Below are 12957 nucleotides of genomic sequence, written 5' to 3'. Positions count from 1 at the left end.
GAACAGGACAGTGAAACGACTCAGCGCCGATGATAGTGCGGACTCCCGTGTGAAAGTAGGTCATCGTCAGGCTCTTACAGCCCTCAAAAAGCCCCTCAGCTCTCGCTGCGGGGCTTTTTGTCTTTGGCTTGATTGAAAAAAGGGTACCCCGGCGCGCTCGCTCAATGACACAGCGCGGGGCCTCGGCTTGGCCACGGCGTGTGACATTCGTTTTGGCGGACGCCGCAAACAACTGCCAGTTCTTGAGTCCCGAATAAGACCGCTGTCGCGTCATGCCTTAGCAAGTGAACTGTGACGAGCGGGATTGCGCAGGAGCGACCAGACATCGTTTTCAAGGCCTCGCGCCGGGCCCTAGCGGAACAGCACCGCTCGCCGCATAGCCGGACAAACCAGCCCCGCTCAACTCGCCGCCGATATCTTGATCCGGATCGTGGTGGTCTCCCAGCCGCGGGAGCGCAGATGCGCCAGCAGCATCGGCACCATCTGCCGCAGCTTCGCCGCCACTGCACTGCCGGCCTGCGCCCTTGGCGGCGGCATCGACTCAACTGTTGCTGGTCGCCCTGACTTCCTCGATGGTCGTCTGCCCCGAAAGCACTTTCTCGATCCCGTCCTGGCGAAGTGTGCGCATGTCCTGTCGCACGGCCGTGGCAAGCAGCGCCTCCACGCGAGCACCGCCCTGGATCAGCTCCCGCAGTTCGCGAGAGATCACCATCAATTCATGCAGCCCTACGCGGCCCTTGAAGCCGGTCTTCTCGCAGACCGGACAGCCGGGACTGTGGTGGAAGTGGAGTTGGCCCTCGACGCCGTAGCGTGTGCGCCAACGTGCAAGCAAGGCCTCGCGGTCCTCCACGTCTTGCGCAGCGCCATAGGCGTGGAGGTAATCGTGAACCAGTTCGTCGATTTCCGCGGGGGAAGCGGGCCGGCTGGTTCGACAGGATGGGCAGAGGCGCCGGACCAGACGCTGCGCCAGCACGGCCAACAGCGAATCGGCAAAGTTGAAGGGATCCATGCCCATGTCGAGCAGACGCGTCACCGTCTCCGGGGCGCTGTTGGTGTGCAGGGTGGACAGCACCAAGTGCCCTGTGAGCGAGGCCTCGATCGACACCCGGGCCGTTTCTTCGTCGCGGATTTCCCCGACCATGATCACGTCGGGATCTGCACGAAGAAAGGCGCGCAGCGCCCGTGCAAAAGTCCAGTCGATGCGTGCATTCACCTGCACCTGGCGAAGACCCGTCTGGGTGATTTCGATCGGATCCTCGGCCGTCCAGATCTTGCGCTCGGGCGTGTTGATGTGGCTGAGCGCCGAGTGCAGCGTCGTGGTCTTGCCCGAGCCTGTCGGACCCACGCACAGCACCATGCCGTAAGGACGTTCGATGGCCGCGCGCAGACGCTGGTAGTTGCTGTCGGTCAGTCCCAGCTTGTCGAGCGGCAGCGGCTTGGCCGAAGCCAGGATCCGCATCACCACGTCTTCGAGGCCGTTGTTGGTCGGGATCGTCGCGACACGCAGTTCGAGCCGGTGCTTGGGCGAAAAGCGCGCGAAGTTGATCTTGCCGTCCTGCGGCTTGCGTCGCTCGCTGATGTCCAGGTCGGCCATGATCTTGATGCGGGCGATCACGGCATTGCGGTAGTTGTGCGGCAGTTCCAGGTAGGTCCGCAGAAGACCGTCCTTGCGGAAGCGGATGCGGATCTTCTCCTTGCCGGGATAGCTCTCGACGTGGATGTCGGACACCCCGCCGGTGAAGGCCTCCAGGATCATGCGGTTGATCATCCGCACGAGCGAGTTGTCGGACTGCTCGATCGGGCGGTCATCGTCCGATTCGAGGCCCGTCTGGTTCTCCTTTTCCAGCGATTCCAGCAGGCTGCTGGTGTCGGTGGTCTCGAACTCCATCGCCTGCGCCTGGGAGGGCGTCGGCTTCGCCTCCGAAGCCGCGCCGATCTTGTCGTAGGCGGCGAACACGCAGGCCTCGAAGTCCTCGCACTGGCCGAGCACCGGCGCGATCTTCATCTGGGCGATGAACTCCGCCTCGTCCAAGGCGCCGTGGCGGTTGGCGGGGTCGTCCATCGCCACGACCAGACGGCCATCCGCGACGATCAGCGGCAGCAGTTGCAGCCGACGTGCCACGGCATGGCTCAGGCGGGTCAGCGCATCGGGCTCGGACTCGAAAGCCTGCAGATCCACGACCGGATACCCCATCTTGCGGGTGAGCGCGACCTTGAGGTCGGCGGCCGATACGGCCCCCATCCGCACCAGGAGTTCGCCCAGCGGAAGGCCGTTGTCCATCTGCCGCTGCGCCGCGAGGGCTTCGTTGAGCTGCTCCTCGTTGATCATGCCCAGCGATATGAGCGCTTCGCCGATACGCACGATCGGGGCGCTGGCCTGGCGCTGCAGTGCCTGAAGCAGTTCGCTCCGACGGGTGGCCACCTGGGACAGCGTGCCGCCCGCAGCGGCGGCGTCGGTCTCGATGCGCTCATAGGCGGCATGGGGCACGAAGAGCCGCCGGACGCGGCCTTCCTCGTCGCCCGGGAAAAGGAACACACCGAATGGCGTCTGCACATGGCCGGCGCTGCGACCGCCCAGTTCGCCGCCGTCGCCTTTCCACACGATGCGGTAATCGGCCCACTCGACCGGGGTGTCGTCCAGAGGACGCAGCGGATCCAGCAACAGCAGGGATCGGAACTGGTCGAAGCGCAGCGGCACAGGCGCACGTGTGCGCAGAAGATGGATGTGGACCAACTGCGCGGAGGGCGAGAACAGGTTCATCACCCCTTCGCCGTGGCGGCCTGCCAGATTGCTGATCTCGCAGCGGACGGTGCTGGTGTTGGGAACGCGGAAATGGCCTTGGGGCGGCAGAGGCCACGCGAAGGTGTCGGGCGCGACGGCGTCGGCAGTAGGGGAGACGGGGAGAGCGGGATTCGACATGACCGAGTCACTGGACCTTCAAGCCGGCATAGGCCGGGTTGGCAGGCGCAAGGCTGATTTTCATGTCCCGCAGCACCTTGATGAGCAGCCGGGCAATCATCAGATTGCGATGGTTCTTGTGGTTGGCGGGGACGATGTACCAGGGGGCGTGTGCGGTGGAGGTGGCGGCGATCGCGTGTTCGTAGGCCTGCTGGTAGGCGTCCCACTTCTGGCGTGCGGCCAGGTCGCCCATGCTGAATTTCCAGTGCTTGCTCGGATCGTCCAGTCGGGCCTGGAGGCGTTTGCGCTGCTCCTCCTTGTCGATGTGCAGCATGCACTTGACCAGGACGGTGCCGGTCTCGGCCAGCAGTCGCTCGAAGTCGTTGATCTGGGCGTAGCGCCGGCGCAATTCGGCCTTGCCGATCCAGCCCTCGACCCAGGGGACGAGCACGTCCTCGTAGTGGCTGCGGTTCCACACGGCGATCTCGCCGGCCCGTGGCACGACCGCATGGCAGCGCCACAGGAAGTCGCGCGCGCGTTCCTCATCCGTGGGTGCCTTGAAGGCGGCGACGCGAACGCCCAGTGGAGAGGTGCGCGAGAACACCCAGCGGATGGTGCCGTCCTTGCCGCTCGTGTCCGTGCCCTGCAGCACCAGCAGCAGCTTGCGCCGCCCTTCCGCATGAAGCAGGTTCTGCCAGTGGTCGAGCTCGTCGGCGAGCAACTCCAGCGACTCGCGCTGGTGATGTTCCTCGGCCGGCAGGAAGGGCGTTTCTCCGGGATCGATGTCGGCCAGACGGAAGGGGGCGTCGGGCTTGACGCGATAGTGCTTGAGCCGGGTCATCCGCCGAGCCTAACGCATGACCTGTCAGCGGCCCGTGCCGTCGTCGTCGACCGAGGCGCTCCAGCGATCCCCCCAGCCCACCTCGCGGGCGGTGTCGAGGTGGCGCCGGTCCCGCTTGGTGGGGCGACCCTGCACGATCGCATGGGCCGGCTCGCGGGCCAGGCGTCGCTCTTCCCGTGCGGCCGACAGGACGGCGATGCTTTCTGCGGTCTCTTCGTAGAGCAACTGCGCCACCGGCGCCGGCCCGCGTTGCATCGACAGGCCCCGCACTCGCACTGTGCGCGTGTCCGGTCCCTGGCGCAGCTGCACGAGGTCGCCCGCCCGGACCTCGCGCGCTGGTTTGACCACATCGCCGTTGACCTGCACGCGGTGGCGGTCGACCTCTTCCGCGGCGAGCGAACGGGTCTTGTAGAAGCGAGCGGCCCACAGCCACTTGTCGATGCGCATGCGCTCCATGAGTATCGGAAGAATGAGAGGTGTTTCAAGCAAACAGCGCCCGGCTGGTGCTGTCAATCGGACGTGGCCGGATTCGCGGCGGGCAGCCGCACCCGCGCATCCAGCCCGACAACGCGGCCGTCCGCATCCAGGCGATTGTCCAGGTGGATGCTCCCGCCCAGGGTGAGCACGATCTCGCGGCAGATCGCCAGGCCGAGTCCCGAGCCGCGTGCCGTGTCGCCGGCCGCGAAGGGGGCGAAGAGCCGCTGCCGGAGTTCGGGCGCAATGCCAGGCCCCGCGTCGCGCACGCACAGGTTGACGGCGTCCACGCCATCCGGCGAGACCTGCACGGTGAGCATGCCGCCGCGCGGGCTGTGGCCGATCGCGTTGTGCAGCAGGTTGCGGCCCAGTTCGAGCAGCATCCAGGCATGGGCTTCGACCCTGGCCGGGACCACGTCCAGCTCGAAGTCCAGGGCCTTGTCCGCGATCAGCGGCGAGACGTCCAGCGCCACCTGCCGCACCATCTCGGCCAGGTCCAGCTGCTGCAATTCCGGCCGTTGGCGCAACTGCTCGATCTTGGCCAGGGCGAGCATCTGGTTGGCCAGCTGGGTGGCACGGTCGACGGTGGCATCGATCTCGCGCAGCGCCTGCGCCGCGGGCACGTCGCCCCGGCGCGCGGATTGCACCTGGGCCTTGAGCACGGCCAGCGGCGTGCGCAGCTGGTGGGCGGCATCGCGCACGAAGCGCTTCTGGTGATCGAGCAGGCCGCGCAGACGCGCCATCACCGCCGTGGTGGCATCCACCAGCGGACGCAGCTCGCGCGGCGCATCGGGGGCGTCGATGGGCGAGAGGTCGTCGGGCGCCCGCTCGGCAATGGCCTCCCCCAGCCGCCGCACGGGGCGGGTGGCCTGCTGGACGACAAAGACGGTCACGCTGGCCACCACCGCAACCAGCAGCAGCTGCCGCCACAGCATGTCGACGAGCAGGCGGCGCGCCAGCGCCTCGCGCAGCTCCAGCGTCTCGGCCACCTGGACGACGGCCATGCCCAGGCCGCGTGCACTGGCCACCGGCTGCAGCAGCACGGCCATGCGCACCGGCTGGCCTCGGAATTCCGAGTCGTAGAAGTCCACGAGGGCGGCATAGGGCGGCTTGGCCGGGAGCGTGCCGCGCCAGAGAGGCAGCTCGGCGAAGCCCGAGATCATCTCGCCATGGGTCGTGGAGACGCGGTAGTACATGCGGCTCTGCGCATCGGCCTCGAAGGCCTCGAGTGCCGAATAGGGCACGGTGGAGCGCAGCGAGGCCAGTTCGTCGTAGCCCTCGACGTCGAGCTGTTCGCCGATGGTCTTGGCCGAGGCGAGCAGCGTGCGGTCGTAGGCCGTGGTCGCCGCCGCCAGCGCCTGCCGATAGACGCTCACGCTGTTGATGAGGATGAACAGCACCACCGGCGCCAGCAGGCCCAGCAGCAGCCGGAAACGCAACGAGCGCGACCTCATGCCGGTGGCGCAGGGCGGTCACGCGCCATCAGCTGGCCTGCTCCTCGCGCAGCAGGTAGCCCAGCCCGCGCAGGGTCATGAGCGCGCAGCCCGTGCCCGCGAGCTTCTTGCGCAGCCGGTACACCACCACTTCGATGGCCTCGTACTGCACCTGGGTCTCGCCGGGAAAGACCAGTTCGAACAGCCGCTCCTTGGTCACCGCATGGCCGGGGCGGGCGGCCAGTGCGCGCAGCAGGGCGGCTTCGCGGGGGGTGAGTTCCAGGGCCTCGCCACGCAGGTAGAAGGCGCCGCTGGCCGGCTCCAGGCGCAGTGCGCCGATCTCCACCGGTGCAGTGGCGACGGCCGGATCGGCGGGCGAGCGCCGCCGCAAGGCGCGCAGACGCGCTTCCAGCTCATCGAGGTCGAAAGGCTTGGGCAGGTAGTCGTCGGCGCCGGCGTTCAGGCCCAGGATGCGGTCGCCCACGGTGCCGCGGGCGGTGAGCATCAGCACGGGGGTGCGCAGGCCGCTCGCCCGTGCACGGGTGAGCACTTCCAGGCCATCCATGCCGGGCAGGCTGAGGTCCAGCGCCACCACGTCGGGCTCGATCGCCTGCCATTGGGCGAGCGCCTCGGCACCATCGCCGCACACACGGACATCGATCTGCCGGCGCCCCAGCGTGCGTTGCAGGGTGGACTGCATGGAGGGATCGTCTTCGACCAGCAGCAGCTTCATGAGGCTCCGGAGGCTCGGTGTTTACCCCGAGTGGCGCGACAGCCAACTGACAGCGGGGCCGCGCATCATAAGCCGCACCAAAACACTCATCGGAAGCAAGAAGGAGACCCCCATGCGCAGAGACGAGTTCCTCAAATCCCTGGCGGCGCTGGCCGCCGTGGGCGCATTGCCGCTGTCCGCCCAGGCGGCCACCAACGTCAAGATGATGATCCCGGCCAACCCGGGCGGCGGCTGGGACACCACCGGCCGCGCGCTGGGCAAGGCCATGATCGACGCCAAGGCGGCCGACACGGTCAGCTACGACAACAAGGGCGGCGCTGCCGGCGCGCTGGGCCTGGCCCAGTTCGTCAACGGCTCCAAGGGCGACGGCAATGCGCTGATGGTGATGGGCGCCGTGATGCTGGGCGGCATCATCACCGGCAAGCCGCCGGTCAACCTGTCGCAGGCCACGCCCATCGCCCGCATCACCAGCGAATACAACGTGTTCGTGCTGCCGGCCAACTCGCCCTTCAAGACCATGGCCGACGTGGTCGCCCAGCTCAAGAAGGACCCGGGCAGCGTCAAGTGGGGCGGCGGTTCGCGCGGCTCCACCGAGCACATCGCCGCGGCCATGATCGCGCAGAAGGTGGGCGTCGATCCGTCCAAGATCAACTACGTCGCCTTCCGCGGGGGCGGCGAGGCCACGGCGGCCATCCTCGGCGGCAACGTCACCATCGGCGGCAGCGGCTACAGCGAGTTCGCGCCCTACATCGCCGACGGCAAGATGAAGCCGGTGGCCGTCACGTCGGCGCAGCGGCTGCAGAGCGTCAACGTGCCCACGCTCAAGGAACTGGGCATCGACGTCGAGATCGGCAACTGGCGCGGCGTGTACGGCGCGCCCGGCATCTCGGAAGAGCAGCGCAAGGCGCTGACCGAGCGTGTGCTGACGGCCGTCAAGAGCGCGTCCTGGGCCGAAGCCCTCAAGAAGAACGACTGGACGCCCGCCGTGCTCACCGGCCCGGCTTTCGACAAGTTCGTCGACGACGAATTCGCCAGCCTGCGCGCCATCATGACGCGCTCCGGCATGGTCTGAACGCACTTCCCGAGCGCCCCGCGCCGCCGCACCGCCCCTCGGTGCCGCGGCGCGGCCGCATGGAGACCCGCATGATCGCTTCTTCCCCTTCCTCGCCGGACGCGCCCGCGCGCGCCAACACGATGCAGACCCTGGTGGGCCTGGGCGTCGTGCTCGTCGGCCTGGCCATGGCCTTCGGTGCCATCGGCATCTCTTCCGAAGCCGGCTACGGCGGCGTCGGCCCCAACTTCCTGCCCTGGCTGGTGGCCATCGGCCTGACCATCTGCGGCGCCTGGATCACCTGGGAAGCGCGCACCGGCGGCTTCCGGGCGATGGACGAGGCCGACGGTCCGGCCGAGCGGGCCAATTGGCCCGGCTTCGTCTGGCTGTCTGCCGGCCTGCTGCTCAACGCCGCGCTCATCGAACACCTCGGCTTCATCCTCAGCTGCGGCCTGTGTTACCTGCTCGCGGTGCAGGGCCTGCGCCGCGCCAGCGGGCAGCCGGCGGCGGGCAAGCCGCGCACCTGGGCCATCGACCTGGTCACCGGGCTTGTCATCGCGGCGCCCGTGTACTGGATGTTCACGCAATTCCTGGCGATCAACCTGCCGGGCCTCACCACCACGGGCTGGATCTGACCATGGACATCTTTGGCGCCCTGTTGCAGGGCTTCGCGCAGGCCATCACGGTCAGCAATCTCCTGTGGTGCCTGGTGGGTTGCGCCCTGGGCACGGCCGTGGGCGTGCTGCCCGGCATCGGCCCTGCCGTGGCGGTGGCGATGCTGCTGCCCATCACTGGCAAGGTCGACGTCACGGCCTCGATGATCTTCTTCGCCGGCATCTATTACGGCGCGATGTACGGCGGCTCCACCACCTCGATCCTGCTGAACACGCCGGGCGAGACGGCCAGCATGGTCACGGCCATGGAAGGCAACAAGATGGCCAAGAGCGGCCGCGCCGGTGCGGCGCTGGCGACGTCGGCCATCGGCTCCTTCGTGGCCGGCACCATCGCCACCATCGTGGTCACGCTGTTCGCGCCCTATGTGGCCGAGTTCGCCGTCAAGCTCGGTCCGCCCGAGTACTTCATGCTGATGCTGCTGGCCTTCACCACCGTCAGTGCGGTGCTGGGCAAGAGCACGCTGCGCGGCATGACGGCGCTGCTGATCGGCCTGGCCGTGGGCTGCATCGGCCTGGACCAGATCTCGGGCCAGGGCCGCTACACCGGCGGCATTCCCGAACTGCTGGACGGCATCGAGATCGTGCTGGTGGCGGTGGGCCTGTTCGCCGTGGCCGAGGTGATCTACGCCGTACTGTACGAAGGCCGCGTGGTCGAGACGCAGAACACCATGAGCCGGGTGCACATGAGCGCCCGCGACTGGAAGCGCTCGATCCCGGCCTGGCTGCGTGGCACCGCCATCGGCGCGCCCTTCGGCTGCATTCCGGCCGGCGGCACCGAGATCCCGACTTTCCTGAGCTATGCCGCCGAAAAGAAGCTGACCAAGAATCCCGAGGACAAGGCGGAGTTCGGCACCACCGGCGCCATCGAGGGTGTGGCCGGGCCGGAGGCCGCCAACAACGCCACGGTGACGGCGGCGCTGATCCCGCTGCTGACGCTGGGCATCCCCACGTCGAACACCACGGCCATCCTGCTCGGCGCCTTCCAGAACTACGGCATCCAGCCCGGGCCGCAGCTGTTCTCGACCTCGGCCGCGCTGGTGTGGGCGCTGATCGCCTCGCTCTACATCGGCAACATCATGCTGCTGGTGCTGAACCTGCCGATGGTGGGCCTGTGGGTGAAGTTGCTGAAGATCCCGAAGCCGCAGCTCTACGCGGGCATCCTGATCTTCGCGACGGTCGGCGCCTATGGCATGCGCCAGAGCTCCTTCGACTTGGTGCTGCTCTATGCCATCGGCGTGATCGGCGTGCTGATGCGGCGCTTCGACTTCCCGACGGCGCCGGTGGTGGTCGGCATGATCCTGGGGCCCCTGGCCGAGGCGCAACTGCGCAATGCCATGTCCATCGGCGAGGGCAGCGCGGTGATCTTCCTGCAGCGGCCCATGTCCGTGGCGCTGATCGTCGTCGTGCTGGCTGTTCTGGTGCTGCCGCGCGTGGCCAAACGCCTGTCGGCCCGCAAGCTGCGGATGCACGCGGCCTGACGCGCCGGCCCCGGCATCTGGCCCGCCACCGGGATCGGTGGCGGGCTTTTTTCTGGGCGCCCGCTCAAGGGCGGTCACGACAGCGGATCCACCTCCACCCAGCCCTCGATGCCTTCCAGCGTGCACACCTTCTGGGCGTCCAGGCGCACGCCTTCGTAGCGGTGCCAGAACACCGGGCGGCCGTGGAGGGTATGCGTGACGAGCAAGGCGCCATCCGGCGAGTTCTCGATGCGAAAGCCGTCGAAAGGCAGGCGCTGGTCGGTCACCAGAGCGTCGGCCCAGGGAAGGATGGCGTGTGAGGTCATGGCGGGCTCCAGTGGCGCGTGTCGAGGCTTCGGCGGTGGCTTGCGTCATTCCGGCGCGGCGCCTCCATTGGTTGGGGCGCCAGCCCATTGTTGGGCGGCACGTGGTGGTCTGCCCGGGCCGCGCCGGGAAGCCGGGAGGCGCGCCCCGGCATCACGTTTTCTCCCGGATCGCCTGGTTGGCGGTGCGGAAACGGGGCGCGGCGGCACCTTTTTTGCGAGCAGGCCCCCTGCGGCGCGCTTGAATTCCGCCCTCACGCCACGAGTTCCAGTGCTCTATAGAATGATTTTCATGGCCACGAAAAATCCCTCGGCACCCCCTCCGGCGCCGGTTCGCCCCCAGAGGGACGACGGTGGCTCCGTGGTGGCAGAGCGGCGTCCGCAGCGGACGGCGCCCCCCCGGATGTACCAGGTCGTCATGCTCAACGACGACTACACCCCGATGGAATTCGTGGTGGTCGTCCTGCAGGAGTTCTTCAACAAGGACCGCGAGACGGCCACCCAGATCATGCTGAAGATTCATCTCGACGGCCGGGGCGTGTGCGGGGTCTACCCGCGCGATGTCGCGGCCACCAAGGTCAATCAAGTGATGGAAGCCGCCGTCCAGGCGGGCCACCCGCTCCAGTGCGTCAGTGAACCGGTTGAATAAACCGCGATCCGACCCATCTGAAGTCTTCAGAAGTATTCACAGCAAGGCAAAGGAAATCACATGATTGCCCAGGAACTGGAAGTCAGCCTGCACATGGCCTTCGTCGAGGCCAGGCAGCAACGCCATGAGTTCATCACCGTCGAGCACCTGCTGCTCGCCTTGCTGGACAACCCGAGCGCCGCCGAAGTGCTGCGAGCCTGCTCGGCCAACATCGACGACCTGCGTTCGTCGTTGACCAATTTCATCAAGGACAACACGCCCCAGGTCGCCGGCACCGACGACGTGGACACCCAGCCCACGCTGGGCTTCCAGCGCGTGATCCAGCGCGCCATCATGCACGTGCAGTCCACGGGCAATGGCAAGAAGGAAGTGACCGGCGCCAACGTGCTGGTCGCCATCTTCGGCGAGAAGGATTCGCACGCCGTCTATTACCTGCACCAGCAGGGCGTGACGCGGCTGGACGTGGTCAACTTCATCGCCCACGGCATCAAGAAGAGCGACCCGCCCGAGCAACCCAAGGGCAGCAGCGAAGCGCCTTCCAGCGAAGGCGAGGAGGGCGGCGCCGAGAAGAACGAGAAGGCCTCGCCGCTCGAGCAGTTCACCGTCAACCTCAACGCCCAGGCCAAGGAAGGCAAGATCGATCCGCTGATCGGCCGCGAGTACGAGGTCGAGCGTGTCATCCAGATCCTGTGCCGTCGGCGTAAGAACAACCCGCTGCTGGTGGGTGAGGCCGGTGTGGGCAAGACGGCCATCGCCGAGGGCCTGGCCTGGCGCATCACGCAGGGCGACGTGCCCGAGATCCTGGCCGACTCGCAGGTCTATTCGCTCGACATGGGCGCGCTGCTGGCCGGCACCAAGTACCGCGGCGATTTCGAGCAGCGTCTCAAGGGCGTGCTCAAGTCGCTGAAGGAAAAGCCGAACGCGGTGCTGTTCATCGACGAGATCCACACGCTGATCGGCGCGGGTGCCGCCTCGGGTGGCACGCTGGACGCGTCCAACCTGCTCAAGCCGGCGCTGTCCAGCGGCCAGCTCAAGTGCATCGGCGCCACCACCTTCACCGAATACCGCGGCATCTTCGAGAAGGACGCGGCGCTGTCGCGGCGCTTCCAGAAGGTGGACGTGGTCGAGCCGACCGTGGCCGAGACGGTGGAGATCCTCAAGGGCCTCAAGAGCCGCTTCGAGGAGCACCACAGCGTCAAGTACGCCACTGCGGCCCTGCAGGCGGCGGCGGAGCTGTCGGCCAAGTACATCAACGACCGCCACCTGCCCGACAAGGCCATCGACGTGATCGACGAGGCTGGCGCAGCCCAGCGCATCCTCGCGGCCAGCAAGCGCAAGAAGACCATCGGCAAGGCCGAGGTCGAGGAGATCGTCGCCAAGATCGCCCGGATTCCCCCGGCGAACGTCAGCAACGACGACCGCAGCAAGCTGCAGACCATCGAGCGCGACCTCAAGAGCGTGGTGTTCGGCCAGGACAAGGCGCTGGAAGTGCTCGCCTCCGCGGTCAAGATGTCCCGCTCGGGCCTGGGCAAGGGCGACAAGCCGATCGGCTCCTTCCTGTTCAGCGGCCCCACCGGCGTCGGCAAGACCGAGGCCGCCAAGCAGCTGGCCTACATCCTGGGCATCGAGCTGATCCGCTTCGACATGTCGGAGTACATGGAGCGCCATGCGGTGTCGCGCCTGATCGGTGCGCCTCCGGGCTACGTGGGCTTCGACCAGGGCGGCCTGCTGACCGAGGCCGTCACCAAGAAGCCGCATGCGGTGCTGCTGCTCGACGAGATCGAGAAAGCGCATCCGGACATCTTCAACGTGCTGCTGCAGGTGATGGACCACGGCACGCTGACGGACAACAACGGACGCAAGGCCGACTTCCGCAACATCATCATCATCATGACGACGAACGCGGGCGCCGAGACCATGAACAAGGCCACCATCGGGTTCACCAACCCGCGGCAGGCCGGCGACGAGATGGCCGACATCAAGCGCCTGTTCACCCCCGAGTTCCGCAACCGGCTGGACGCCATCGTCAACTTCAAGCCGCTGGATGAGCAGATCATCCTGCGCGTGGTCGACAAGTTCCTGCTGCAGCTGGAGACGCAGCTCGCCGAGAAGAAGGTGGAAGTCTCCTTCAGCGACAAGCTGCGCAAGCACCTGGCCAAGAAGGGCTTCGATCCGCTCATGGGCGCCCGCCCGATGCAGCGCCTGATCCAGGACACCATCCGCCGCGCGCTGGCCGACGAACTGCTGTTCGGCCGCCTGACCGACGGTGGCCGCCTGGAGGTCGACCTGGACGACAAGGACGAGGTGCAGCTGGACATCACGCCGCTGCCCAAGAAGGAAGGCAAGTCCAAGCCCGAGGCCGAGGAAGCCGCCGCCGGCTGATCGACCCACGCCACGCTGGCGTCCGCCCCCACGGGCGGTGC

The 12957-nt window shown here is 67.4% G+C and carries 11 protein-coding genes; 5 read left to right on the top strand and 6 right to left on the bottom strand.

The features are described 5' to 3' along the window. Positions 1-541: 541 nt before the first annotated feature. The 5 genes from L0984_RS05665 to L0984_RS05645 are packed head-to-tail and all read right to left on the bottom strand — an operon-like array spanning position 542 to position 6380. Positions 542-2920, bottom strand: a complete 2379-nt coding sequence (locus L0984_RS05665) for a GspE/PulE family protein (RefSeq protein ID WP_234192734.1) — start codon at positions 2918-2920, stop codon at positions 542-544. Between the two features lie 7 nt (positions 2921-2927). Then, positions 2928-3740, bottom strand: a complete 813-nt coding sequence (locus L0984_RS05660) for a PPK2 family polyphosphate kinase (RefSeq protein ID WP_234192733.1) — start codon at positions 3738-3740, stop codon at positions 2928-2930. 24 nt (positions 3741-3764) lie between these two features. Beyond that, positions 3765-4196: an RNA-binding S4 domain-containing protein gene (locus L0984_RS05655; RefSeq protein WP_234192732.1), complete on the bottom strand. Its 432-nt coding sequence runs from the start codon at positions 4194-4196 to the stop codon at positions 3765-3767. Between the two features lie 53 nt (positions 4197-4249). After that, positions 4250-5668 (bottom strand): sensor histidine kinase, encoded by a 1419-nt coding sequence (locus L0984_RS05650; protein ID WP_234192731.1) that lies wholly within the window; start codon positions 5666-5668, stop codon positions 4250-4252. Positions 5669-5696: 28 nt separating this feature from the next. After that, a complete protein-coding gene (locus L0984_RS05645) occupies positions 5697-6380 on the bottom strand; it encodes a response regulator transcription factor (RefSeq protein ID WP_234192730.1) in 684 nt (227 codons plus the stop codon). A 112-nt stretch (positions 6381-6492) separates the two neighbouring features. Between L0984_RS05645 and L0984_RS05640 the strand changes: the two genes are divergently transcribed. The 3 genes from L0984_RS05640 to L0984_RS05630 all read left to right on the top strand — a co-directional run bounded on the left by L0984_RS05640 (position 6493) and on the right by L0984_RS05630 (position 9583). Beyond that, on the top strand, positions 6493-7452 hold the full coding sequence (locus L0984_RS05640; protein ID WP_234192729.1) for a Bug family tripartite tricarboxylate transporter substrate binding protein: 960 nt from the start codon (positions 6493-6495) through the stop codon (positions 7450-7452). A 71-nt stretch (positions 7453-7523) separates the two neighbouring features. Next, positions 7524-8066, top strand: coding sequence for a tripartite tricarboxylate transporter TctB family protein (locus tag L0984_RS05635; protein ID WP_234192728.1), 543 nt, complete (start codon positions 7524-7526; stop codon positions 8064-8066). 2 nt (positions 8067-8068) lie between these two features. Next, positions 8069-9583, top strand: a complete 1515-nt coding sequence (locus tag L0984_RS05630) for a tripartite tricarboxylate transporter permease (protein ID WP_234192727.1) — start codon at positions 8069-8071, stop codon at positions 9581-9583. Positions 9584-9657: 74 nt separating this feature from the next. Here the strand turns inward: L0984_RS05630 and L0984_RS05625 are convergent, their stop codons facing one another. Then, on the bottom strand, positions 9658-9888 hold the full coding sequence (locus L0984_RS05625; RefSeq protein ID WP_017762187.1) for a hypothetical protein: 231 nt from the start codon (positions 9886-9888) through the stop codon (positions 9658-9660). 280 nt (positions 9889-10168) lie between these two features. Here L0984_RS05625 and clpS point away from each other — a divergent pair, with 280 nt between their 5' ends. Both clpS and clpA read left to right on the top strand, forming a co-directional pair. After that, positions 10169-10534, top strand: a complete 366-nt coding sequence (gene clpS, locus L0984_RS05620; protein WP_370645892.1) for an ATP-dependent Clp protease adapter ClpS — start codon at positions 10169-10171, stop codon at positions 10532-10534. A 60-nt stretch (positions 10535-10594) separates the two neighbouring features. Then, positions 10595-12916: an ATP-dependent Clp protease ATP-binding subunit ClpA gene (gene clpA, locus L0984_RS05615; RefSeq protein ID WP_234192726.1), complete on the top strand. Its 2322-nt coding sequence runs from the start codon at positions 10595-10597 to the stop codon at positions 12914-12916. Positions 12917-12957 lie beyond the last annotated feature (41 nt).

This window comes from Pseudacidovorax sp. NFM-22, assembly GCF_021401245.1.
Taxonomy (GTDB): domain Bacteria; phylum Pseudomonadota; class Gammaproteobacteria; order Burkholderiales; family Burkholderiaceae_C; genus Xenophilus.
Note: the sequence above shows the minus strand (reverse complement) of the source record. Positions and strands in the feature narration are given on the sequence as shown.

Excerpts from the sequence above, each read along its gene's own strand:
- L0984_RS05665 (WP_234192734.1), bottom strand. The coding sequence starts at position 2,920 with ATGTCGAATCCCGCTCTCCCCGTCTCCCCTACTGCCGACGCCGTCGCG.
- L0984_RS05660 (WP_234192733.1), bottom strand. The coding sequence starts at position 3,740 with ATGACCCGGCTCAAGCACTATCGCGTCAAGCCCGACGCCCCCTTCCGT.
- L0984_RS05655 (WP_234192732.1), bottom strand. The coding sequence starts at position 4,196 with ATGGAGCGCATGCGCATCGACAAGTGGCTGTGGGCCGCTCGCTTCTAC.
- L0984_RS05650 (WP_234192731.1), bottom strand. The coding sequence starts at position 5,668 with ATGAGGTCGCGCTCGTTGCGTTTCCGGCTGCTGCTGGGCCTGCTGGCG.
- L0984_RS05645 (WP_234192730.1), bottom strand. The coding sequence starts at position 6,380 with ATGAAGCTGCTGCTGGTCGAAGACGATCCCTCCATGCAGTCCACCCTG.
- L0984_RS05640 (WP_234192729.1), top strand. The coding sequence starts at position 6,493 with ATGCGCAGAGACGAGTTCCTCAAATCCCTGGCGGCGCTGGCCGCCGTG.
- L0984_RS05635 (WP_234192728.1), top strand. The coding sequence starts at position 7,524 with ATGATCGCTTCTTCCCCTTCCTCGCCGGACGCGCCCGCGCGCGCCAAC.
- L0984_RS05630 (WP_234192727.1), top strand. The coding sequence starts at position 8,069 with ATGGACATCTTTGGCGCCCTGTTGCAGGGCTTCGCGCAGGCCATCACG.
- L0984_RS05625 (WP_017762187.1), bottom strand. The coding sequence starts at position 9,888 with ATGACCTCACACGCCATCCTTCCCTGGGCCGACGCTCTGGTGACCGAC.
- clpS (WP_370645892.1), top strand. The coding sequence starts at position 10,169 with ATGATTTTCATGGCCACGAAAAATCCCTCGGCACCCCCTCCGGCGCCG.
- clpA (WP_234192726.1), top strand. The coding sequence starts at position 10,595 with ATGATTGCCCAGGAACTGGAAGTCAGCCTGCACATGGCCTTCGTCGAG.